This is a genomic window from Bradyrhizobium sp. CCBAU 51745 (genome assembly GCF_028128715.1).
Lineage (GTDB): Bacteria > Pseudomonadota > Alphaproteobacteria > Rhizobiales > Xanthobacteraceae > Bradyrhizobium > Bradyrhizobium manausense.
Window position 1 is genome coordinate 189,543 of sequence record NZ_LBJP01000007.1, and the last position, 22,659, is coordinate 212,201.

26 protein-coding genes are annotated in these 22,659 nt (G+C 63.2%); 17 read left to right on the plus strand and 9 right to left on the minus strand.

What is annotated here, in order from left to right; genetic code table 11:
- Positions 1–30 precede the first annotated feature (30 nt).
- Both XH98_RS08180 and pobA read right to left on the minus strand, forming a co-directional pair.
- Positions 31–450 carry a PaaI family thioesterase gene (locus XH98_RS08180; protein ID WP_271618319.1) on the minus strand — a complete coding sequence of 140 codons (420 nt, stop codon included), beginning with the start codon at positions 448–450 and terminating at the stop codon, positions 31–33.
- Between the two features lie 221 nt (positions 451–671).
- The gene (gene pobA / locus XH98_RS08185) at positions 672–1,841 is read right to left on the minus strand and encodes a 4-hydroxybenzoate 3-monooxygenase (protein ID WP_271618320.1); all 1,170 of its coding nucleotides are present in this window, start codon (positions 1,839–1,841) and stop codon (positions 672–674) included.
- A gap of 250 nt (positions 1,842–2,091) precedes the next feature.
- On the opposite strand from pobA, the gene XH98_RS08190 reads away from it, so the two are divergent.
- The 9 genes from XH98_RS08190 (at position 2,092) to XH98_RS08230 (ending at position 11,003) form a co-directional block, all read left to right on the plus strand.
- Positions 2,092–3,108, plus strand: coding sequence for a TRAP transporter substrate-binding protein (locus tag XH98_RS08190; protein ID WP_271618321.1), 1,017 nt, complete (start codon positions 2,092–2,094; stop codon positions 3,106–3,108).
- Between the two features lie 207 nt (positions 3,109–3,315).
- Positions 3,316–3,825, plus strand: a complete 510-nt coding sequence (locus tag XH98_RS08195; protein WP_271599056.1) for a TRAP transporter small permease — start codon at positions 3,316–3,318, stop codon at positions 3,823–3,825.
- A gap of 2 nt (positions 3,826–3,827) precedes the next feature.
- On the plus strand, positions 3,828–5,147 hold the full coding sequence (locus XH98_RS08200; RefSeq protein ID WP_271618322.1) for a TRAP transporter large permease: 1,320 nt from the start codon (positions 3,828–3,830) through the stop codon (positions 5,145–5,147).
- Positions 5,148–5,159: 12 nt separating this feature from the next.
- The gene (locus tag XH98_RS08205) at positions 5,160–5,621 is read left to right on the plus strand and encodes a DUF3237 domain-containing protein (RefSeq protein ID WP_271618323.1); all 462 of its coding nucleotides are present in this window, start codon (positions 5,160–5,162) and stop codon (positions 5,619–5,621) included.
- A 237-nt stretch (positions 5,622–5,858) separates the two neighbouring features.
- A complete protein-coding gene (locus tag XH98_RS08210; protein ID WP_271618324.1) occupies positions 5,859–6,668 on the plus strand; it encodes a crotonase/enoyl-CoA hydratase family protein in 810 nt (269 codons plus the stop codon).
- Positions 6,665–8,548 (plus strand): feruloyl-CoA synthase, encoded by a 1,884-nt coding sequence (locus tag XH98_RS08215; RefSeq protein WP_271618325.1) that lies wholly within the window; start codon positions 6,665–6,667, stop codon positions 8,546–8,548. Before XH98_RS08210 ends, XH98_RS08215 begins: the two co-directional genes overlap by 4 nt.
- A 24-nt stretch (positions 8,549–8,572) precedes the next feature.
- The gene (locus XH98_RS08220; protein ID WP_057746374.1) at positions 8,573–9,334 is read left to right on the plus strand and encodes an SDR family NAD(P)-dependent oxidoreductase; all 762 of its coding nucleotides are present in this window, start codon (positions 8,573–8,575) and stop codon (positions 9,332–9,334) included.
- A 12-nt stretch (positions 9,335–9,346) separates the two neighbouring features.
- A complete protein-coding gene (locus tag XH98_RS08225; RefSeq protein ID WP_092230816.1) occupies positions 9,347–9,766 on the plus strand; it encodes an acyl-CoA thioesterase in 420 nt (139 codons plus the stop codon).
- Positions 9,767–9,854: 88 nt separating this feature from the next.
- Positions 9,855–11,003, plus strand: a complete 1,149-nt coding sequence (locus XH98_RS08230) for an ABC transporter substrate-binding protein (protein ID WP_271599061.1) — start codon at positions 9,855–9,857, stop codon at positions 11,001–11,003.
- A 77-nt stretch (positions 11,004–11,080) separates the two neighbouring features.
- Here XH98_RS08230 and XH98_RS08235 read toward each other — a convergent pair whose 3' ends face one another.
- Both XH98_RS08235 and XH98_RS08240 read right to left on the minus strand, forming a co-directional pair.
- Positions 11,081–11,809, minus strand: coding sequence for a glutathione S-transferase family protein (locus XH98_RS08235; RefSeq protein ID WP_271599183.1), 729 nt, complete (start codon positions 11,807–11,809; stop codon positions 11,081–11,083).
- Positions 11,810–11,847: 38 nt separating this feature from the next.
- A complete protein-coding gene (locus tag XH98_RS08240; RefSeq protein ID WP_220006057.1) occupies positions 11,848–12,111 on the minus strand; it encodes a hypothetical protein in 264 nt (87 codons plus the stop codon).
- A gap of 113 nt (positions 12,112–12,224) precedes the next feature.
- Between XH98_RS08240 and XH98_RS08245 the strand changes: the two genes are divergently transcribed.
- Together XH98_RS08245 and XH98_RS08250 are read left to right on the plus strand one after the other, a co-directional pair.
- Positions 12,225–12,923, plus strand: a complete 699-nt coding sequence (locus XH98_RS08245) for a helix-turn-helix transcriptional regulator (RefSeq protein WP_057746364.1) — start codon at positions 12,225–12,227, stop codon at positions 12,921–12,923.
- Between the two features lie 5 nt (positions 12,924–12,928).
- Positions 12,929–13,243: a YkgJ family cysteine cluster protein gene (locus tag XH98_RS08250; RefSeq protein ID WP_271599191.1), complete on the plus strand. Its 315-nt coding sequence runs from the start codon at positions 12,929–12,931 to the stop codon at positions 13,241–13,243.
- On the opposite strand, the gene XH98_RS08255 is transcribed toward XH98_RS08250, so the two are convergent.
- Positions 13,240–13,638 carry a hypothetical protein gene (locus XH98_RS08255; protein ID WP_271618326.1) on the minus strand — a complete coding sequence of 133 codons (399 nt, stop codon included), beginning with the start codon at positions 13,636–13,638 and terminating at the stop codon, positions 13,240–13,242. The genes XH98_RS08250 and XH98_RS08255 overlap by 4 nt on opposite strands.
- A gap of 203 nt (positions 13,639–13,841) precedes the next feature.
- A complete protein-coding gene (locus XH98_RS08260; protein ID WP_057746865.1) occupies positions 13,842–14,189 on the minus strand; it encodes a DUF3307 domain-containing protein in 348 nt (115 codons plus the stop codon).
- A gap of 404 nt (positions 14,190–14,593) precedes the next feature.
- Between XH98_RS08260 and XH98_RS08265 the strand changes: the two genes are divergently transcribed.
- The 4 genes from XH98_RS08265 (at position 14,594) to XH98_RS08280 (ending at position 18,424) form a co-directional block, all read left to right on the plus strand.
- Positions 14,594–16,042 (plus strand): TAXI family TRAP transporter solute-binding subunit, encoded by a 1,449-nt coding sequence (locus tag XH98_RS08265; protein ID WP_271618327.1) that lies wholly within the window; start codon positions 14,594–14,596, stop codon positions 16,040–16,042.
- A gap of 121 nt (positions 16,043–16,163) precedes the next feature.
- Positions 16,164–16,382 carry a hypothetical protein gene (locus tag XH98_RS08270; RefSeq protein WP_271599180.1) on the plus strand — a complete coding sequence of 73 codons (219 nt, stop codon included), beginning with the start codon at positions 16,164–16,166 and terminating at the stop codon, positions 16,380–16,382.
- A 135-nt stretch (positions 16,383–16,517) separates the two neighbouring features.
- Entirely contained in the window at positions 16,518–17,627 is a 1,110-nt protein-coding gene (locus tag XH98_RS08275) for a cyclic nucleotide-gated ion channel (protein WP_057746353.1), read from the plus strand.
- Between the two features lie 11 nt (positions 17,628–17,638).
- Positions 17,639–18,424: an enoyl-CoA hydratase/isomerase family protein gene (locus tag XH98_RS08280; protein ID WP_271599179.1), complete on the plus strand. Its 786-nt coding sequence runs from the start codon at positions 17,639–17,641 to the stop codon at positions 18,422–18,424.
- Between the two features lie 94 nt (positions 18,425–18,518).
- Here the strand turns inward: XH98_RS08280 and XH98_RS08285 are convergent, their stop codons facing one another.
- Positions 18,519–19,163 carry a glutathione S-transferase family protein gene (locus tag XH98_RS08285; RefSeq protein ID WP_271599178.1) on the minus strand — a complete coding sequence of 215 codons (645 nt, stop codon included), beginning with the start codon at positions 19,161–19,163 and terminating at the stop codon, positions 18,519–18,521.
- Positions 19,164–19,249: 86 nt separating this feature from the next.
- Here XH98_RS08285 and XH98_RS08290 point away from each other — a divergent pair, with 86 nt between their 5' ends.
- Both XH98_RS08290 and XH98_RS08295 read left to right on the plus strand, forming a co-directional pair.
- Entirely contained in the window at positions 19,250–20,230 is a 981-nt protein-coding gene (locus XH98_RS08290) for a helix-turn-helix transcriptional regulator (RefSeq protein WP_271618328.1), read from the plus strand.
- Between the two features lie 137 nt (positions 20,231–20,367).
- Positions 20,368–20,607, plus strand: coding sequence for a hypothetical protein (locus XH98_RS08295; protein WP_271618329.1), 240 nt, complete (start codon positions 20,368–20,370; stop codon positions 20,605–20,607).
- A gap of 57 nt (positions 20,608–20,664) precedes the next feature.
- Here the strand turns inward: XH98_RS08295 and XH98_RS08300 are convergent, their stop codons facing one another.
- Both XH98_RS08300 and XH98_RS08305 read right to left on the minus strand, forming a co-directional pair.
- Entirely contained in the window at positions 20,665–21,618 is a 954-nt protein-coding gene (locus XH98_RS08300; RefSeq protein WP_271599175.1) for a fatty acid desaturase, read from the minus strand.
- Positions 21,619–21,633: 15 nt separating this feature from the next.
- Positions 21,634–22,653, minus strand: a complete 1,020-nt coding sequence (locus XH98_RS08305; protein ID WP_271618330.1) for an alpha/beta fold hydrolase — start codon at positions 22,651–22,653, stop codon at positions 21,634–21,636.
- Between the last annotated feature and the right edge of the window lie 6 nt (positions 22,654–22,659).

Genomic DNA, 22,659 nt, shown 5'->3' on the forward strand with positions numbered 1-22,659 from the left:
TCGGTGCTTCGCACCGCCCCGGAATGACAGCTACCCCGGCTTCGGCACGACGCGAAACGTGCCGCTGGCCCGCGCGATCACAACGCCGTCGGCCTTGACCAGGCTCTGCGCGAAGCAGATCGTCTTGCCGGTCTTGATCACGTCGCTCTCGATCGAGCACCATTGGCCGGTCTCGGCCGAGCCGACGAAATCGATCGACAGCGAGACCGTCACGAATGAGGTGGTCCAGTTCGTCAGCTGGGCGCAGCTGTAGCCCATCGCGTTGTCGGCGAGCGCGGTGATAAGGCCGCCGTGGATCAAGCCACGCCCGTTGGTGTGCGGCCTTGCCAGCCGCAGGCCGATGATGACGGCACGGTCGGTCTTCTTCGCGTACAGCGGCTCCCACGGTTCGGTCATCGGACTCTTGCGGGCGAGCGGCTCGAAGCCTTCGGGGATGTCGATGGAGGTCATGCGCGTCTCGCGTTGTCGATTGACAGCATTGAACGCGATGGACGAGACGAACGCATCAATTACAAAGTTTTAAACGGGATTTGCGCAGATGTTTGAAACGTGTGGTGCCGCATTGACAGTGCCGTAGCGTGGGCAAAGCGAAGCGTGCCCACCAACTTTCTCAATCGTGAAGAGGTGGTGGGCACGGCGCTTTGCGCCTTTGCCCACCCTACGGCACCGTCCTAGAACGGCAGCCCCACATAATTCTCCGACAGTGACGTCATCGCGGCCGGCGACTGCGTGACGTAGTCGAGCTCGGCGAGCTGGATGCGCGCGCCGATGCTGCCATTGTCGGGGAATTTGTGCAGCATCGAGGTCATCCACCAGGAGAAGCGCACGGCCTTCCAGACGCGCGCCAGCGCCTTGGCGGAATAGGTATCGATGCCGGCACTCGATTTCTCGTCGTAGAACTCGCGAAGTGCGCCTGACAGATAATGCGCATCGCTGGCGGCGAGGTTCAGCCCCTTGGCGCCGGTCGGCGGCACGATGTGGGCAGCGTCGCCGCACAGGAACATCTTGCCGAAACGCATCGGCTCGGCGACGAAGCTGCGCAAGGGCGCAATGCTCTTCTCGATCGAGGGGCCGGTGATGAGACTGTCGGCCGCCTCCTGGTCGAGCCGGCGCTTCAGCTCGTCCCAGAAGCGATCGTCCGGCCACTGATCGACATGGTCATCGAGCGAGCATTGCACGTAATGCCGGCTGCGCTTCATCGAGCGCATGGTGCAAAGCGCAAAGCCACGCGCATGGTTGGAATAGATCAGCTCGTGGCTGACCGGCGGCGTCTCGGACAAGATGCCGAGCCAGCCGAACGGATAAACCCGCTCGAACTCCTCGATCGCCGTATCAGGCACGCTCGCGCGGCTGACGCCGTGGAAGCCGTCGCACCCGGCGATGAAATCGCAATCGAGCGTGTGGGTGACGCCATCCTTGACCCAGGTTACACGCGGGTGACTGCCGTCGAAATCATGCGGCTGCACGTCCTTGGCCGCATAGACGGTGGTGAGACCGGCGGCTTTGCGCGCATTCATCAGGTCGAGCGTGACCTCGGTCTGGCCATAGATCATCACCGTCTTGCCGGTGGCGGCCTTCATGTCGATGCGGTGGCGGCTCCCGGAAAATGCCAGTTCGATACCCTCGTGCACCAGGCCTTCGGCATGCGCCCGCTTGCCGGCACCGACTTGATCGAGCAGCGCGACGGTGCCCTCCTCCAGCAGGCCGGCGCGGATGCGTCCGAGCACGTAGTCGGGGCTCTGCCGTTCCAGGATGACGTTGTCGATGCCGTAAATGTGCAGCAATTGCCCAAGCAACAATCCCGCCGGCCCGGCACCGATGATTGCGACTTTTGTCCGCAATACTTGCTCCTCCCGATCCTGTAGGCTTTCGTCGCGGCTCGCTTGTCGCGTTGATCCACGCAGGATAATTATATCATATAACGGTTTGGCAAAAAGGGAGGTTGGTCGCGGACAGCGACAAATCCGTGCAACACCGCTGACGTAGATGACGCAGCAGTTCCGGCTTGAACGCGCCGGCCGATTAGATAACATGTTAATTAACAAGACCAGGCCGTCGAAGCCTGCCGTCACGAAAGGGGAGAGATACGAAATGAGGAAGGCCTGTCTGGCTTTGCTGCTGGCAGCAAGCGTGACGCCTGCGTTCGCGCAGGACAAAACCGTCGACCTGAAGGTGTCGCATTGGGTGCCGGCGTCGCATCCGCTGCAAAAGTCTCTTGAAGACTGGGTGGCCGCAGTGAACAAGGATTCCGGCGGCACCATCACCGGCAAGGTGTTTCCGGCCCAGCAGCTCGGCAAGGCGTTCGACCATTACGACATGGCACGCGACGGCATCGCTGACGTCACCTATGTCAATCCCGGCTACCAGCCCGGCCGCTTCCCGGTCATCGGCGCCGGCGAATTGCCGTTCCTGATCTCTGACGCCAAGGGCGGCTCGATGGGGCTGGACGCCTGGTACCGCAAATATGCCGAGAAGGAGATGAAGGACGTCAAATACTGCCTCGCCTTCGTCCACTCGCCTTCGTCCTTCCACTCGCGCAGCAAGAAGATCGCCATGCCGGAGGACGTGAAAGGCATGAAGATCCGCCCCGCGCACGCCACCATGGCGAACTTCGTCACCGCGCTCGGTGGCACCAATGTGCAGTCCTCCGCCCCTGAAGTGCGCGACATTATCGAGCGCGGCGTCGCCGACGGCGTCACCTTTCCCTGGGGCTCGCTGGTGCTGTTCGGCATCGACAAGGTCACCAAGTTCCACATGGAAGCGCCGCTCTACACCACGACCTTCGTGTTCGTGATCAACAAGGACAAGTACAATGCGATGTCCGACAAGCAGAAGGCCGCGGTCGACAAGAACTGCTCGACCGAGATGGCCGGCGTGGTTGGCGAGCACTGGGGCAAGTTCGAAGATGCCGGCGTCGACAAGGTGAAGGCGGAAGAAGGTCACGAGGTCTACAAGCTATCCCCGGACCAGACCGCCGCCTGGAAGAAGGCCGCCGAATCGCTGGTCAAGACCTGGGGCGATGGCGTCAAGAAGGCCGGCATCGATCCGAACGCTGCGCTGGCGGAATTGAAGGCGTCGTTGAAGAAGTACAACGCATTGGCGGAGTGAGACTACACCTCTCCCGCTTGCTTGCGGGAGAGGTCGGCGCGTTCCGGGCGATGCGAAGCATCGTCCCGAGCGCCGGGTGAGGGCTCTCTCCCCTTGGAGGTTCTCGATTGTGGAGACACTCTCTCCCCACCCCTCCCCCGCAAGCGGGGGAGGGAGCGCAGCTCCATCGCGGGGACAGCTCGAACTGGTCGAAAGGACTCTCTCCCCATGAAGCGCGCCTGGATGGACCGCATCATCGACACGATCGAATGGATCGCCGCCGCGTTCGTCGGTATCGTCGCGTTCGACATTTTTTTGTCGGTGCTGCTGCGCAACACGCTGAACTATTCGATCCCTGACAGTTTCGACATCGGTCGCATGCTGCTCGGCATCCTGATCTTCTGGGGCATCGCGGCAACCTCCTACCGCGGCACGCACATCACGGTCGATCTGGTCTGGGGCAATGTCGGGCCACGCTACCAGCGCTGGATCGACGTGTTCGCGACGCTGGTGCTGCTGTTCGTCGTCACGGTGCAGACCTGGACGCTGTTCGACAAGGTGCGCGGCACCTACAACGACAACGTCCAGACCTTCGACATGCACATGCCGACCTGGCCGTTCTTCGCGATCGCCTGGATCGGCGACGTCTCGGCCGTGCTGCTGATCGCGATCCGCACCTACCGATTGATCTTCCATCCTGAAGAGATGCACGACCCCAAGCTGAAGGCGACGGAATGATCATGAGCACCGATGCCGTCGCCGTAATCGGCTTCATCTCCCTGTTTGCCTTGATGCTGCTGCGCGTGCCCGTCGGCATGGCCATGGGCCTCGTCGGCGTCTCCGGCTTCTCCTATCTGGTCGGCGCGACGCCGGCGCTGAAACTGGTCGGCCAGACCTCGATGCGCACGGTCACCGACTACACCTTCGGCGTCATCCCGATGTTCCTGCTGATGGGCTCGTTCGTCAGCAATTCCGGCATGAGCCGGGAGCTGTTCCGCGCCGCCAACGGTTTTGTCGGACATTTGCGCGGCGGGCTCGGCATCGCGACCGTGGGCGCCTGCGGCGGCTTTGCCGCGATCTGCGGTTCATCGGTGGCGACGGCAGCCACCTTCTCCGCTGTTGCCTATCCCGAGATGCGCCGCTTCGGCTATCCGCAGTCCTTTGCGACAGGGGTGATCGCGGCCGGCGGCACGCTTGGCGCGATGCTGCCGCCCTCCACCGTGCTCGCGGTCTACGGCATCATCACCGAGCAGGACATCGGCAAACTCTTCATCGCCGGCATCATTCCGGGCCTGCTGGCGATGACCATGTACATGATCACGATCTTCCTGATCGGCTATCTGCGCCCCGACTTCCTGCCCAAGGGCAAGGTGCTGCCCTGGCGCGAGCGTTTCGCCGGACTGAAGGAAATCTGGGCGCCGGTGCTGCTGTTCGTGTTCGTGATCGGCGGTCTCTACGGACTGCCCTTCCTGCCGCGCTTTACGCCGACGGAAGCTGGCGGCGTCGGCGCCACCGGCGCCTTCATCATCGGCATGGTCACGGGACGGCTCGACCGCGAGAAGGTGCTGGCCTCGCTGCTGCAGGCGACGCGCACCGCGGCCGCGGTGTTCACCGTGCTGATCGGCGCTTTGATCTTCGGTTATTTCCTCACGGTGACGCAGACGCCGCAGAAGGTGACGGAATTTCTCACCGGCCTCGGTCTCGGCCCTTACGGCGTGCTGGCGCTGATCATGGTGATGTATCTCGTGCTCGGCTGCCTGATGGACGCCATGGCGATGATCATCCTGACCGTGCCGATCATCTTCCCCGTGATCACACATCTCGGCTTCGACCCGATCTGGTTCGGCGTCATCATCGTCATGACGGTCGAGCTCGGACTGATCCATCCGCCTGTCGGCATGAACGTGTTTGTCATCAAGAGCGTGGTGAAGGACGTCTCCTTCTCCACGATCTTCAAGGGTGTGATTCCGTTCGTGGCGACCGACCTCGTGCGCCTGGTGATCCTGATCGCGTTCCCGCTGCTGGCGACATGGCTGCCGATGCGGATGATGGCGCACTAGCGAGGCGAAGCAATGACCACACCGACGCTCGCGACAAAATATGTCTTCACGATCACTGCAAAAATCGGCGACGTCATCACCGCCGGCGAGACCGGCATCGGCGTCCGCCGCATCATCCCGATCATCGGCGGCGAGGTGACGGGGGCGTTATCAGGCAGGGTGCTTCCGTTCGGCGCCGACTTCCAGACCATCCGCCCCAACGAGCTGATCGACTTGGAGGCCAAATACGCCTTCGAGACCGACGACGGCGCCACCATCTATGTCGAGAACAAGGGCATCCGCTTTGGCCCGATCGAACTCCTGCAAAAGCTCAAGCGTGGCGAACCCGTTGATCCGAAGCTGATCTATTTTCGGACCGTGCCGAAATTCGAGACGGGGCACGAGAAATACCGCTGGCTGATGGAGCACATCTTTGTCGGCTCAGCCGCGCGGCACGCAGACCGGGTGGTGATCGACGTGCATCAGGTGGTGTGAGCGCACACTCAACTGTCGTCCCGGCGAAAGCCGGGACCCATACCGCGTGATCTATCCGCTGCAGGCGGTCGGAGTACCGAACGACCAATCTTCGCCAAATTCCTCCCTGGGGTTATGGGTCCCGGCCTCCGCCGGGACGACACCAAATTGGAGGACGGCTTTTGCCTACCTGACGGCGCCCCTCCTTGACTCCTCCCAAATTCGTTATACAACATAACTATTCTGATAAGGACGCAAATGACACAGGGAAACGCCGAGACCGCTGGCGCGGGCACCTCCGGGCTGCTTCAGATCGAGAGGGTGGACCGGGTTCTGACCGTGGGGCTGAACCGGCCGGCCAAGCGCAATGCGCTCAATGACGGCATCATTCTCGAAATCGGCCAATGCTTTACGTCCCTGCCCGAGGATGTCGGTGCGGTGGTCATTCACGGCATCGGCGACCATTTCTCCAGCGGTCTCGACCTGTCCGAGCTCCAGGACCACGACGCCACCGGCGGCCTTCTCCATTCCCAAATGTGGCATCGGGTGTTCGACCGTATCCAGTATAGCCGCGTCCCCGTCATCGCCGCGCTGAAGGGCGCCGTGATCGGCGGCGGGCTGGAGCTTGCCTGCGCGGCGCATATCCGTGTCGCCGAGCCCTCGACCTATTTCGCGCTGCCGGAGGGGCAGCGCGGCATCTTCGTCGGCGGCGGCGGCTCGGTGCGGCTGCCGCGGCTGATCGGCGTTGCCAGGATGATGGACATGATGCTGACCGGCCGTGTCTATAGCGCGACCGAGGGCGCGTCCTACGGCTTTGCGCAATATGTCACCGAGGGAGGGAACGGCTTGCCCAAGGCGCTGGAGCTTGCGACCAAGATTGCGTCCAACGCGCCGTTGACGAATTTCGCCGTGCTTCAAGCGCTCCCGATGATCGCGGAGGCCAATCCGCAAACGGGCCTTTTGATGGAATCGCTGATGGCCACCGTTGCGCAGAGCGACAAGGAAGCAAAACGCAGGATCCGCGAGTTCCTCGAGCACAAGACCGCCAAGGTAAAGCCGAAGTCATGAGCGCACAGCCGTCCTCTTCCAGCACAGAGCGCGGCGTGAGCAATTCTCCGCTGCGGCCGATCTCCTTCGGAGATCCCGTGGTCGATGTCGAGCGTCGCGCCGATGGCACGATCTATCTGCGGCCGAAGCAGCCCCTCGGCGACTATCCCGTCCGCATCACCGATCGTCTGCATCACTGGGCGACGGCGACGCCGGACCGCGTCTTCATGGCCGAGCGCGAGGGTGGCCGGGGCTGGCGCAAGATCACCTATGCCGAGCTGCTCACCGCGAGCCGGCATATCGCCTCAGGCCTGATCCAGCGCGGCCTGTCGGCGGAGCGGCCGGTCGTCATCCTCTCCGGCAATTCGATCGACCACGCTTTGCTCGCCTTCGGCGCCTTCTATGCCGGCATTCCCTTCTGCCCGGTGTCACCGGCCTATTCACTGGTGTCGAAGGATTACGGCAAGCTCGCATATTTGATGAAGCTGCTGACGCCCGGCCTCGTTTTCGCAGAGGATGCCGGCAAGTTCGCGGACGCGCTCGCCGCCAATGTCTCCCTCGGTACCGAGATCGCTGCGTCCTATGGCCATGTGCCGGGCCGCGACGTCACCCTGCTCGCCGACCTCATCGCAACCCCGATCCGTAGCGATCTTGACGAGCTCCATGAGAAGATCGGCCCCGACACAATCGCAAAATTCCTGCTGACCTCGGGCTCAACAGGCAATCCCAAGGCCGTCATCAACACCCAGCGCATGATCTGCGCCAACCAGGTGATGCTGCGCGAGACGCTCGCCTTCCTCAAGGACGAGCCGCCTGTCATCATCGACTGGTTGCCATGGAACCACACCTTTGGCGGCAACCACAATATCGGGCTGACGCTGTATAATGGCGGCTCGATGTATCTGGACGCCGGCAAGCCGGTGCCCGGCGGCATCGAGGAGACCGTGCGCAATCTCCAGGAGATTTCGCCGACGGTCTATTTCAACGTGCCCAAGGGCTATGAATCGCTGCTGCCCTATTTGCGCGACGACCAGGGCCTGCGCGCAAAGTTCTTCGATCGCCTGCATGCGATGTTCTTCTCCGGCGCTGCGCTGTCGCCGTTCGTCTGGAACAGTCTTGACGAGCTCGCGGTGAAGGAGAAGGGATATCGCGTGCCGATGCTGACCGGCCTCGGCGCCACCGAGACCGCACCGTTCTTCATGTCGGTCAATCCGCGTACCAGCCGCTCCGGCCATGTCGGCCTTCCCGTTTCCGGCAACGAGGCCAAGCTGGTGCCAAACAACGGCAAGCTCGAGGTCCGCGCCAAGGGGCCGAACGTGATGCCCGGCTACTGGCGCCAGCCTGACATCACCGCAAAATCCTTCGATGAGGAAGGATTTTACAAGATGGGCGATGCGCTCAAGCCCGCCGATCCTGATGATCTCAACGCCGGCTTCGATTTCGACGGCCGCGTCAGCGAGGATTTCAAGCTCGCCAGCGGCACCTGGGTCAGCGTCGGTCCCTTGCGCGCGCGCCTCATCGCAGCCTGCGCGCCGCTGGTGCGCGACGTCGTCATCGCCGGCATCAACCGTGACGAGATCTCCGCTCTCATCGTGCTCGATCTCGACGGCTGCCGCCTGATCAACCCGACACTGCCGCCAGACGACCTCGTGGTCGCGACGCGCGACCGGCTGGTCCGCGAGGCGTTCCGCGAGCGCTTGACCCAGTTTCTCGGTTCGGCGACCGGCTCCTCGACCCGGATTACCCGTGCGATCCTGATGGACACCCCGCTCTCGATCGACAAGGGCGAGGTCACCGACAAGGGCTCGATCAACCAGCGCGCGGTGCTGGAGCATCGCGGCGCGTTGATTGAAGAGCTCTACGCTGCCAATCCGTCTGACCGCGTGATATCGGTCGGCTAAAGAAACTCATCGAAGGAGAACGCCATGTTGTTGAAGGATCAGGCAGCCATCGTCACCGGCGGCGCATCGGGTCTGGGTGCTGCCACAGCACGAAAACTGGCGGCGCAGGGCGCCAAGGTCGCGGTGTGCGATCTCAATACCAAGCTTGCAGAGACCGTTGCCGCCGAGATCAAGGGCGTCGCCGTCACCTGCGACGTCTCAGACGCGGCCTCCGCTGAAGCTGCGATCGCACAGGCGGCCAAGGCCCATGGTCCGGCCCGCGTACTGGTCAACTGCGCCGGCATCGGCGTTGCAAAACGCGTCGTCGGCCGCGACGGCCCGATGGCGCTTGCCGATTTCGACAAGGTGATCAAGATCAACCTGATCGGCACCTTCAACATGTTGCGCCTCGCGGCGACGGAGATGTCCAAGCTCGAGCCGCAGGCGAGCGGCGAGCGCGGCGTCATCATCAACACGGCCTCGGTCGCCGCCTATGACGGCCAGATCGGCCAGTCGGCCTACTCGGCCTCGAAGGGCGGCATCGTCGGCATGACCTTGCCGATCGCGCGCGAGCTCGCCCAGTTCGGCGTCCGCGTGCTGACCATCGCGCCCGGGCTGTTCCTGACGCCCCTGCTGGCCAATCTGCCGCAGGAAGCGCAGGACTCGCTCGCCGCCGCCATCCCCTTCCCGCGCCGTCTTGGCAATGCCGACGAATTCGCCGCGCTCGCGCTGCACATGGTCGAGAACTCCTATCTCAACGGCGAAGTGGTGCGCCTCGACGGCTCGCTGCGCATGGCGCCGAAATAAGGCACTCAACGCATGTTCGTGAACCGGCGCGACGTCCAGATCCAGTGGGGCGACTGCGACCCCGCCAACATCGTCTACTATCCGCGCTATTTCGCGATGTTCGACGATTCGACGTCGACCCTGTTCGAGGTCGCCGGCTTCTCCAAGCAGGACCTGGTTCGCAAATACGGCCTGGTGGGCATCCCCATGGTCGATACGCGGTCCAAGTTCTACATTCCCTCGACCTATGGCGACTGGATCACCATCGAAACGAAGATCGAGAGCATCAAGCGCTCGAGCTTCGAGGTGAAGCACAACGTCTACAAGGGCGAGGCGCTCGCCATCGAAGGCTTCGAGACGCGCGTTCTGGTCGGCCGCGACCCCGACAACCCCGACAGACTGAAATCGGCACCCTTCCCCCCGGAAATGGTCGCCAAATTCACAGGGAGCTAATCCGGAACCAAATCGCCGCATCGCCAAAAGACGGGGCTGAATTCATCCCCGATTTCTGCTTTCAAAGAAAACGTCAAGGGAGGAATTGATGAAACGCTTTTACCTGACTGCCATCGCGGCGGCGACGCTGGCGTTGCCGGCCTTGCCCGCGCACGCCCAGACCAACGAAATCACCATCGGCATCACCACCACCACCACCGGCCCGGGCGCCGCGCTCGGAATTCCCGAGCGCAACGCGCTGGAATTCGTGCCGAAGGAAATCGGCGGCGTTCCGTTGAAGGTGATCGTGCTCGACGACGGCGGCGATCCCACCACCGCGACCACCAACGCCCGCCGTTTCGTCACCGAATCCAAAGCCGACATCATCATGGGCTCGGCGCTGACGCCGCCGACCATCGCAGTCTCCAACGTCGCCAACGAAGCCGGCATTCCGCACTTTGGTCTGGCTCCCTTCCCGATCACGCCGGAACGCATGAAGTGGTCGGTGGCGATGCCGCAGCCGATCCCAATCGTCGGCAAGGTGCTGTACGATCACATGAAGTCCAAGGGCATCAAGACCCTCGGCTATATCGGCTATTCCGACTCCTATGGCGACCTCTGGTTCAACGACCTGAAGGCGCAGGCCGTGCCGATGGGCATGACCATCGTCGACGAGGAGCGCTTCGCCCGTCCGGATACCTCGGTGACCGGCCAGGTGCTGAAGCTCGTGGCCGCCAATCCCGATGCGATCCTGGTCGGCGCCTCCGGCACCGCGGCCGCGCTGCCGCAGACCGAGCTGCGTGAGCGCGGCTATCAGGGCCTGATCTACCAGACCCACGGCGCTGCCAGCATGGACTTCATCCGCATCGCCGGCCAAGCGGCCGAAGGCGTGCTGATGGCATCCGGTCCTGTCATGGACCCCGAGGACCAGCCGGAGGAAGCTGCCACCAAGAAGCCCGGCCTTGCGCTCAACTCAGCCTATGAAGCCAAGTACGGCCCGAACAGCCGTAGCCAGTTCGCCGGCCATTCCTACGATGCCTTCGAGATCCTCAAGCGTATCATCCCGACGGCGCTGAAGACCGCAAAACCCGGCACACCTGAGTTCCGCGAAGCGATCCGTCAGGCGTTGCTGTCCGAGAAGGAGCTGGCCGCCAGCCAGGGCGTCTACAACTTCACCGAAAAGGACCGCTACGGCCTCGACGAGCGCTCGCGCATCCTGCTCACCGTGAAGAACGGCAAGTACACGCTGGTGAGGTAGGCGGCGTCGGTCTCCGAAATGACGAGAGCCGGCCCATCAGGCCGGCTCTTTTCTTTTATACGTCCGGCGCGCTTGCCTCACGCCGCCTGGCGCAGCGGCGTCCAGGCGAACTCCGGATAGTAGGTGTCCATCATCCGGTCGACAAAGGCGGTGAGGTTCGGAAACCCTTCCGCGCGGTCGCGCAGGTTGGACTCGAAGAACGGCGTCAAAATGCCGGCGAGAACGCCGAACGCAGTCGCGTCGACACCGCTGGGCTTGTTGCCCATCAGATAGGATTTGTCACCAAGCTGCACCGACAGTGCGAACAGCGAACGCACTGCGAGATCGACATCATCATCGGGGGCGTGGCGGCCGAGGCCGGAGAGCAGATAGTTCTCGGCGACGCGGAACTGGGCATCCTCGCGCAGTTTCTCCCGATTGTGCTCCGGCGCACCGTCGAAGAAATGCGCAGGTCCCTTGGCGAAATTGACTGGATCAACCCAGCGGGCGCCGATCAGCGCCCAGTAGACGTGATGCTCGATCATGCGCTCGAAGGCCCAGGCCTGTGCACGCTCCTGCAACGAGAGGCCGGCATCGAAGTCGAAGCCGTAGCGGCGCTCGATATGGGCGCGGATGAAGGTCGAATCGGCCACGGCCTCGCCGCCATCGTCGATAAAGGGCAGCTGCCCCTTGGGTGAGGCCGGCGGCATCGCCCGCTCCTTCCGGTAGGGCAGCCCCGCCATCTTGAGCTGCACCTCGGTCTTGGTGACGAAGGGGCTGATTTCCGGCAGGCCGAAGCCGGTGCCAAAGCCGTAAAGCGTGATCATGTGAGCTCTCCTGAACCTGCCGAAAGAGTTGACGGAACCTAGTGCCGGGCTGCTGCCACCATGGTGGCAGCAGCCGTGATATCTTCTGCGAAACGGGCCCCCCGCCAGGCGCGGCCCATCACATGGCGGACGAGCGCGTCCGCAGCCTGGATCAACGAACGTGTCACCACGGTTGCGATCGCGAGGCGGAGGTCGACGGCAGTGAGTTCGAGAAACATGAAGCGGCCGAAGACTCTGGCATGCAACGAGGCTTGGGCTCGCCAGAGCGGGCCAGCCAGGCCAAGATGGATCGGAGTGATCATGAACAAACCCTCTTCAGTCGATGTGTTGTCCCGGTATAGAACTCCCCTGCTGCCAACATCCTGTCAGCAGCCGCGCGCCGATTTCTGATCCGCCGTTCGATGAGAGAATTGTCATGAGACGTGCCGACCGGCTGTTTCAGATCATCCAGGTGCTGAGGCGCACCCGTAAGCCGCTGACCGCGGACGCAATTGCAGCCGAGCTCGAGACCTCGAAGCGCACCATCTATCGCGACATCGCAACGCTGATAGGCCAGCGCGTGCCGATCCGCGGCGAAGCCGGCATGGGCTACATCCTGGAAAAAGGATTCGACCTGCCGCCCTTGATGCTGACGCCGGACGAGATCGAGGCGGCGGTGCTGGGCGCGCAATGGGTCGCGGGCCATGCCGATTCCACGCTGGCGCGCGCGGCCGAAGATTTGATGGCCAAGATCGCCGACACTGTGCCCGAGCGGCTGCGGCCCTTCGTGCTGGAGCCGGCGAGCCGGGCGCGGCCGAGCTGGAACAGGGAGCCTGACCGTCTGGACATGGCGCGTACGCGCACGCAGATCCACGAAGGCAAGAAGATCATGCTGCGCTATCGCGACGAACAGGGTCGTCCCAGCGAGCGCATGATCTGGCCGATCTCGGTCGGCTATCTCGAAGCCGTGCGTCTGCTCGCCGCGTGGTGCGAGCTACGCGGAGACTTCCGCAGCTTCCGCACCGACCGCGTCGTGGAGGCGACCTATCTCGACGAGCGATATCCTGAAAGGCGCGACGTGCTGCGCGCGAAATGGCGGCAGAGCCTGGTCTGGGGACCGCCGAAAGACACATGATGCCGATGGAAGAGATCGATCAATCGAGCTGCTGCCAGAGCTGCGGCGCCTGCTGCGGCTATTCGCAAAACTGGCCGCGCTTCTCGATCGAGAGCGACGAGGAGCTTGCGTTGATCCCTTCGGGCCTCGTCAACGCGCGTCAGTCCGGCATGCGCTGCGAGGGCGATCGCTGTTCGGCGTTGCAGGGAGATATCGGCAAGGCGACCACGTGCGGCATCTATGCGGTGCGGCCGGAGGTGTGCCGCACTTGCATGCCTGGAGATGCCGAATGCGCGATGGCGCGGCGGAAGTTCGGGCTGCCTGTGATAGAGACCGCTTAGGCGGGAACGGCTTCGCTGATCTCGTCGTCGATTTCGTCGTCCAGCGGTGCGAGCACCGAGAGCGGCTTGGTCGACAACGTGATCGGCTTGCGGCCTCCCGACAGCGAGGGCGATGATTTGGCCGAGCCTTCGCGCGACAACGCGTAGAGCGTCGAGCCGACACGGCCACCGTTCTCGATCAGGTCGCGCTCGCTACAGCTGCTCGCGATCGCGACGGCCAACGAGTGCAGATGGCTGCGGCGATAGCAAAACAGCGCCAGCCTGGCGCGGACGTCAGGGGAAACACTCTCAACCAGCCTCGGCAGACCGCTTGCATTGGCGCGGTACATCTCGCCAAGAAGCTCGTCACGAACCGGGCAGAAATCGCTTTCAAAAGCGTCGCGGCTTGAAAACATTGCAGTTCTCCCTCGTGTCCGGAAGATGCCGCGCAATTCTCTAATGAAAGGTTAACCACCCTGGGCGGTAGTCACCCGGTGTCCATGCTCTTATGCCGGGAATCAGAGCGCAGCCCTACCGGGTTGACGGCGTCGGCGGTGGCCTTGCGGCAGTCCTTCAAGATCCCCGCCGCCGGCGGGGTCCTCCGAACGGAGGTCCAAGCTCAGTTCGCCGCCATGAAGATGGAGAGGCCGAAGCCGGTCAGATGGTGCAGCGCCTGGTCGACGCCGATCAGGGTCCAGAACCAGGGGTGCTCCTGGTTGACGCCGAAATTGGCCGACACGAATCCCTTGGCACGATCGATGGTGATGTGGATGACGAAATCGATCAGCGCCACGAACCAGAATTTTGGCGCCACGATCAGGATCAATGGCAACGCAACCGCAAAGTGAATCAGGCAATGCACCAGGAGCGGCAAAGCCCAGCCGTGCTTCTGGTCCTTGCCGTGCGCCATCCACGCCGTTTGCAGGACGAAATCGGCGATGATGTGCTTGAAGGTAAGCAGCAACATCCAGCCAATGAGCGCTTCGACCGGAACCGCCGATGACAGAGGTGGAAACGACAAAGCTGACGCCCTCGTTGACTCGAAAAGAAAAAAATGGAGCGTTCAGCGCAACTTCTTCTTGGTCCCGTCAAATCCATCGGGACCGGCGATTTATGACATTTCCTGCGCCGGAATGCAGCCGGGGGAACGGGAAAATCGCTAAGTGTGGCTAAACGGTGATAGGATCAACAAGACCAGAGGCCGCCCCGAGTAAGGTTACCTCCGGCGCGTAATTTGCTTTCCGCAACTGGAGCGCTATCATCCTGGAGTAGAGGATTATCGTTCTTTTTTAAACGCTTACGAAATTTTTGCGCAGGCTGCCGGCGATGATTCGGCCGCCCGCCATTCAAGGAATAAGGCCAGGTGCTGCCATGAGTGCTGAAGGCCCGACCTCGTCGACCGAACCCCCGCCGCCACGGCGTCCCAAAGTGATCAAGACCAATCAGCAGCAGGTGCTGCTGTATGTCGTGCTCACCCTGCTGCTGTCGCTGGCGACCGTCTGGGCGGGCCGCGCCTGGTTGCACAATTCGGAGACGCTGACCTTTGCTGTTGGCGGGCCCGACGGCGACGAAGCCCTGTTCGCGAACAAGCTCGCCACGCTGCTGAAGAACAGCGGCTCGCGTTTCCGGATCAAGATCGTCAACAATCCCGACAACGCCAAGGCAATCGCGCAATTCGACCGCAGGCAGGCCGATCTCGCCATCCTGCGCACCGACGCCAAGGTGCCGGCGCGGGCGCGCACTCTGGCGCTGCTGGAGCACGATTTCGTGCTTCTGCTCGGTCCCGGCAATAAGAAGATCAAGTCGCTGGCCGAGCTGAAGAAGAAAAAGGTCGCGGTTCGCGCCGACAGCGAATCCTCGCTCGCCTTCGTCCGCAACCTACTCGATATCGCGCCCGACAGCCCCGACGCCGCCAAGATCCAGATGGCGCCGCAAGGCATGACCCTGGACAAGCTGTTCGCGCCCGCCAGTGGCTTCAGCGCGGTGATCGCAATCGTCCACGCCTCCAAGGCCGTGCGCGAGAAGGCCTATGAGCAGGTCGCCAAGCGCGGCGGCTTCACGCTGAATGCGATCGATGAGGCCAAGGCGCTGGCGCGCAAATTCCCCGGCATTTCCGACGAGACGCTGACGGCCGGCACGCTGTCGGCATCTCCCGAGATTCCCGACGACGATCTCGATACGATCGGGCTCGAATGGCTCCTGGTCGCTCAATCCAAAATGTCGGGTACCACCGCCGGCGACATCGCGCGCATCGTCTACGAGAACAAATCCGCGCTCGGGCTCGACAACGGCTTTGCGACCCACATTGAGCCGGCGTCCGTCGAGAAGGACGCCTACGTGATGGCGCATCAGGGCGCGGCCGACTACATCAACGACGACACCAAGTCGTTCATGGATAAATACAGCGACATGATGTATCTGGGCGCCGCCGCGCTCAGCGTCATCGGCTCGATCTTCGCCGCAATCTACGCCAAGATCACCCGCATCGCGCCGGAAAAGGCAAGTGAGCTCTCCACCGCCATCCTCGACATCGGCGAACGCATCGAACACGCCCATTCACCGGATGAGCTCGAATGCCTCCAGGACGAGCTTGAGAGCATCTTGCGCGGCGCGGTCATCGGCCTGCGCGACGGCACGATCAGTACCGACGGGCTCGATACTTTCAAGCTCGGTTACGAATTTGTCCGCGACGAGATCGGTATGCGCCGCGACTACCTGAAGCGCCATGCCGGCGAGCTCGAGAAGGCCACCCGACAGGCCCTCCCTCCCCCTCATGACGACACCAATGTCGTGGCGGTGAAGACAGCTCAGAGTGCCTGACCTATCGATCGCGCCCGGGGGGACTCCGGCGCTGGTTTTTCCCGGCCAATCGCGGGCCGGTCTCGAGCGGAACCGTCTCCCAAAGCAACCGTTGGTTAGGGACACAACCGGAGAACGCGCCATGCGTATGCTCCTTCTCATCGTCTTGCTGGGAATGCTGGTTGCGGTTGGCTACTTCGCCTATTCGGCCATGTCGATCGGCGGCGACCCGATCCCGACGGAAGGCTATGTGGCCCTGGCGCTCGGAGCGGGGTTCTCCCTTGTGGTCGGCATCGGCTTGATGATGCTGCTGTTCTTGAGCAGCCGCCGCGGCTATGACGAGCCACCCCATTTCAAGTGACGGCTGACCTGCCCGGATTAGCCACCCGCATCGAAGGCCGGCGCCTGTCGTTGACGGCCCTCGTGCGGACGGGCACTTTGGCGCCGAAGTCCCAGCCCCGGGGACCGCAAGAGCCAGACCGAGCCGTCATCCCTCATGTTGAAGCCGATGTTTCCCGCCCTGGCCCAGTTCGTGGCCGCGACCGCCGGCCGCAACATGACCAAAGCGGCCTATGTGGCCGTGACCGTCGGCGTGCTCAGCATGGTGCTGCTGACGCTCAACCCGGCCTATGAAACGGCACACCACTGGGTCGATCTCCTGCTGTGGGCCAGCCTCGCCTATTTCGTGTTCGAATGGCTGGTCCGGCTGCGCCATATGAGACGGCAAGGGCGGCTGGGACTTTATATGTCCTCCTCCGCCGGGCTGGTCGACACCGTCGGGGCACTGGCCGTACCGATCGCACTGATCCTCGGCGCCGAGCCCAAGACGGCTTGGCTGCTGAGCGTGCTGTGGGTGTTGAAGGTCGTGCCGGGGATTCCTGGCCTGCGCCAGCTCCGCCGCGTGCTCGTGCTGGAATCGGGACCGCTGCTCAGCGTGCTCGTGATTTTCCTGATGGTGGTCTTTCTCGCTTCCGTCGCGGAGTATTTCCTGGAGCGGGACGTGCAACCGCAAACATTCGGCAGCGTCCCCGCCGCTCTGTGGTGGGCGGTCGTCACGCTGACCACGACAGGCTATGGCGACGTCGTGCCGGTCACGCCGCTCGGCCGCATGGTGGCGGCGCTGGTGATGATCTCCGGCCTCGGCGTGTTCGGCCTTTGGACCGGTATCCTGGCGACCGGGTTCGCAGCGGAGACCCGCCGTGACAATTTCCTCAAGACCTGGGAATCCGTCAGCAAGGTGCCGTTCTTCGCGGCGCTGGGACCTGCGGCCATCGCCGACGTCACCCACATGCTGCGCACGATGGAGCTGCCGGCGCGCACCATGATCATCCGCAAGGGTACGCAGGGCGACTGCATGTATTTCATCGCCGCCGGCGAAGTCGAGGTCGACCTGCCCGGCAAGAAGGTCCAGCTCGGGGAAGGCGCCTTCTTCGGCGAGATGGCGCTGCTCGGCAACAACATGCGCGGCGCCAACGTTTCGACCACGAAAGTGTCGCGGCTGCTCGTGCTCGACCTCGTCGACTTCCGCGTGCTGATGGCCCGGCACCCCGATCTGGCCGAGACCATCGACGCCGAAGCCAAACGGCGCGCGCTCGAAAACAGGTAGTGGAGACAAGAATGTCGGAGACAGCCGACGCGGCTTCTAGCCCCCTGCTCGAAATCGACGGGGCCCGTGCGACCATCCGCCTCAACCGGCCCAAGCATCTCAACCGGCTCCAGGCCGAAGACCTTGGCGAGCTCGTCCACTTGTTCGACCGGATCGAGGCCGATCCCGATATCCGCGTCCTGGTGCTGACCGGCACGGGACGCGCCTTCTCGGCCGGCTACGATCTCAACTCGGTCGCCGAGCGCGCGGTCAGCGCCAACGAGCAGCAGAGCGCGGGCTCGGCCTTCGAAGTCGTCGTCAACCGGCTCGAGGATCTGGGCGTGCCGACGATCTGCCGACTCAATGGCGGCGTGTATGGCGGCTCGACCGATCTCGCGCTCGCCTGCGATTTCCGTATCGGCGTCGACACCGCCGAGATGTTCATGCCGGCGGCCCGGCTCGGGCTGCATTACTACAGCAGCGGCATCAAACGCTACGTGACCCGGCTCGGCGTCGACAATGCCAAGAAGCTGTTCCTCACCGCGCAAAAGATTACTGCGCCGGAAATGCTGCGGATCGGCTACCTCACCGCCATGGTGGCGGTCGAGTTTCTGGACGAGGAAGTCGACAAGCTCGCCAACATCCTCGCCGGCAACGCACCGAATGCGATGCGCGGCATGAAGCGCGCCATCAATGAATTCGCTCGCGGCGAACTGGACGAGGCGGCCGCAGAGCAGCGCCATCGCGACAGCATGCGCGGCGACGAGATCAAGGAAGGTATCAAGGCGTTCGCCGAGAAGCGGGCACCGAGGTTTTGAGGAGGCAGGGCGTCCGAGGGCGCGCCTCATGCTCGGTGGTCGTCCCGGGGCGCGCGAAGCGCGAGCCCGGGACGACACGGAGTGAGGTGTCTGCTTAGGCTCCCACAGCCTTGGCATGCTGCGCAGCCATCTCATCGTCCGCCGCGCTGATACGCTGGAACGCCGGTCGCGAGGTGATGCGCTCGGCATAGCGAACGAAGACGTCCTTCTTCGGCACGATGCCGAACATCATGGTCCAGCTGAACGCGACACCCCACAGGACATCGGCGGCGGTCATCCGCTCGCCGAGCAGATACGGCCCCTTCGACAATTGCGTCTCGAGCGCCCCCAGCATGGTGTCGTAGTCGGCATAAGGCGACTGTGTGATCGGGGCTGGCTCGCGTCGCATGAACTTGTCGATCAGGGCCGGCTCGAACGAAGCGCCATAATAGGCGATCCAGCGCAGGTACGGACCGCGCAGCGGATCATTCAGGGTGGGCGTCAACCCCGCCTCGGGGAAGAGATCGGCGAGATAGATGGTGATCGCGACCTGCTCGGTCACGAGCTCCCCGTGGTGATGGATTGCCGGCACCTTGCCGAGCGGATTGATGGCGAGATAGGCCGGTTGCCGCTGCTCGCCCGCCTTCATGTTGAGGGTATGGAGATCGTAGGGCGCCCCCAGTTCCTCCAGCAGCACCCGTGTGCCGGTGGCCCGGCTCTGCGGCGAATAATACAGCGTGATGCGATTCGGGTCGGTCATGGCAGGTCTCCCTCGGGTCGGCTTGCGATGGCGCATCTCTAACCGACCATACCTGACATCCTTTGTCAGGTATGGTTTAAGGAAGCATGCGCGCGAGCCGGATGCTGTCGATCCTCACCACCCTCCAGGCCAAGGGGCAGGTCACCGCACCCGAGCTCGCAGAGGCCTGCGAAGTTTCGGTGCGTACGATCTATCGCGACATCGACGCACTCGCGGCGTCCGGCGTCCCTGTCTATGCCGACCGCGGTGCGGAGGGTGGCTACCGCCTGCTCGATGGCTATCGCGTAAGGCTGAACGGGCTGTCTCAGAGCGAAGCGGGCGCGCTCTTCCTCGCAGGGCTCCCGGGCCCGGCGGCGGCGCTGGGGCTGGATGCCGCGATGATCGCTGCACAGAACAAGCTGATGGCGGCGCTGCCGGCGAATCTGCGTGAAGACGCCGGCCGGATGCAGGAGCGCTTTCATCTGGACGCGCCGGGCTGGTTTGGCGAAGCGGAGGAGCCGACGCATCTGCGCACCATTGCCGGCGCCGCTTTGCGCGGAACATTGATCAGGATTCGCTACCAGAGCTGGCGCTCGGAGAAGCAGCGCCGTGTTGCCCCGCTCGGTCTCGTGCTCAAGGGTGGCAGCTGGTATCTCGCAGGTCAAGTCGATGGCAGCGTGCGTACCTATCGCGTCGCGCGCGTGCTTGACTGCACGGCACTCGACGACAGCTTCGATCGCCCTGCCGATTTCGACCTCGCGGCCTACTGGCGGGATGCGACGCTGCGGTTAGAGGCCGAGATGCACCCGAACGTCGCGGTCGTGCGGCTCTCGCCATTCGGCGTAAAACTGCTCGACGCGCTGAGCCAGCCTTACGTCAGGGCGCGCACGCAGATTGAAGAGACCGCTGATGCGGACGGCTGGCATATCGCCAGAGTCCCGACGGGCAAGACATCATGGCATGCCGCCGCGGAATTGTTGCGCCTCGGCGCCGAAGCCGAAGTGCTGGAGCCCGCCGATCTCCGCGAGAAGATGGCCGAGATGACGCGGGCGATGGCCGCGCGCTATCGCGCGGCGCGGAAAGCCTGACCGCGGCGGGTTTCGCCGCGCCCGACGAAACCATTCTGAAACACGATTCTCACCTCGCCGTGTGAACGCAATCACGCTTCGGCTCGACCGAGAAGCAGGGACATAACAAAGGCCTCGCGCCACACCGGAGAATGAGAATGTTTCGTAAGCTTGCACTTGGTCTGATCGCCGCCGGCTCGCTCGGCGCCGCCGCTCTCTTGCCGACCGCGGCGTCTGCTCACGGCTTCCACCACCACTGGGGTCCCGGTTGGGGCTTTGGCTATGGCGGCCTCTACGTCAACACCGGCATCGACAATTGCTACCAGGAGCGCGTCGTCCAGACCCGTCACGGCCTGCGTGTCCGCGTCGTGAATGTCTGCGGCTATACCGTCTACTGATAGCGTGCATTCACGACAAAGCTCCGGTCGCGCTGCGACCGGAGTTCTGCGCTAGGTTCAAGCGCCCTTCAGCTGCCTTCGAAACCACGCCCAAGTCTCAAGTGTCGTCCTGATATAGCCGTTGCCGCGATAGACGATCTCGCCGTCGACGATCGCGTTGAGCTTCGGCAATGCGTGAAACGGAATCGACGGGTAGGCGTGGTGCTCGACATGGTAGGGCATGTTCCACGCAATCCATTTGACGATCGCGCCGGTGTAGGTGGTGCGGGTGTTCTGGAAGGCGCTGCGGGTGCGTTCGCAGCCGGTGTGCTCGGCCAGCAGATAGGGCCGCAGGAAGAATTGCCCGATGACCAGCGGAGCGATCCAGACCTTGAGCAGCAGGGTCGAGGAGAACCACACAGAGAGCGCGAACAGCAGGACATAAAGGGCGGCATAGACGCGCGCTTCGGCCACGATGACGGCGCGCTTGTTCTCGGGGATCCAGGGTACCGTGACCTTGCCGGTGACGGCATGACCGAGCATCAGCCGCAGCCGCCCGGCAACCTGGAGCAGACCGCTATAGGCAAGCGCGACCTGGGTGTCGGATTTCGGCTTCACGCCGACGATCAGCTCCGGGTCCTTCTCGGGATCCTGGGTGTAGCGATGATGGTCCCAATGGAACAGGCAGTAATATTCGTAAGGCTGCCCGATGATGAAGGCCGAGAGATAGCCGACCGCGAGGTTGAGGCCGCGGCTCCTGAACGCGGTCTTGTGCGCGGTCTCGTGCAGCGCCATGAACAGGAAGGCGACAAAATAGCCCTGTATCACCATCAGCGGCAACGCCCAGAGGACGCCATAGCGCGAGCTCACCTTCCAGATCAACGATCCGACCAGCACGACCATTGCGTAGTGGCAGAGGCTGCGCACCGCGCCCTTGAGATCGGAGCGAACCGACAATTGGCGCAGCATCGCCGGCGTCAGCGGCTTCAGGCGGTGGCCCGGTTCTGAAACGGAAACGGTCGCGTCAGTCATGATCAGGGACCTGCGTTACGTGTTGAGAAGCTCTGCGATCTCGGCCTTCAGGAAGGCCCGGTCGCGCGGATTGTTGACGGGATTGCCGGCGCGATGGCCGTGCAGCGACGGGATCGGATGCAGCACGGCTGATTTTGCATTAACGAGGCGGCCGAGCTCGTCCTCATTGTCGCGCACGTCGAAGTAACGGTCAGTGGCGCCCGGCATCAGCAGCATGTGCGCCTTGATCGCCCCGAGCGCGCGATCTAAATCGCCGCCGAAGGCAGCGCACCGGCTGATATCGCCAGTCTGCCAGATACCGATCTGCGCCAGCAGATCGTTGGCATCGCGCCGGGCGAAGGTCGCGTCCCAGGCGCGGACGAGATAGTCCTCGAGCGAAGTGAAGCCGGCCTCGCGCCAGAGCTCGTCGCGATAGAAGCCGTGAGACATCGCCCAGCCGGCATAGACGCGCCCCATGGCGCGATAGCCGGCAACGGGCCTTTCGACAAAGCGGCCGTCGCGGAAGGCGGGATCGCCTGACAGCGCAGCCTTCACGGCTTCCAGGAACACGTAATTGTAGGGCGTGCATCGCGCGCTGCCGCAGACGACCGCTGCTCGTTCGACCATGTCGGGGTGAAGCGCGGCCCAGTGATACGCCTGCATGCCTCCCATCGACCAGCCATAGACCAGCGCCAGCTTTGTGATGCCGAAGCGCTCGATCAGCAGCCGATGCTGGACCGCGACGGCGTCGTGATAGGTGAGCTGCGGGAATGGTTCGTTGCCGGAGTTCGATGGCGACGACGACAGACCGTTGCCGAACAGGTTCGGGATGATGATGAAATAGCTGGTGGGATCGAGCACGCCATCGGACCCGATCAACCACTCGGTGTCGAAATGCTGCGCGCTGAATGAGGTCGGATAGAGAATGACGTTGTCTTTGGCCGAATTCAGCGCGCCATAAGTCTTGTAGGCGAGGTTCATCGCGGGGAAGACAGCGCCGGACTGAAGCACGAAATTGCCGGCCTCAAAGATCTCGTAGTCGCGCCGCCCGGTCATGCGTCC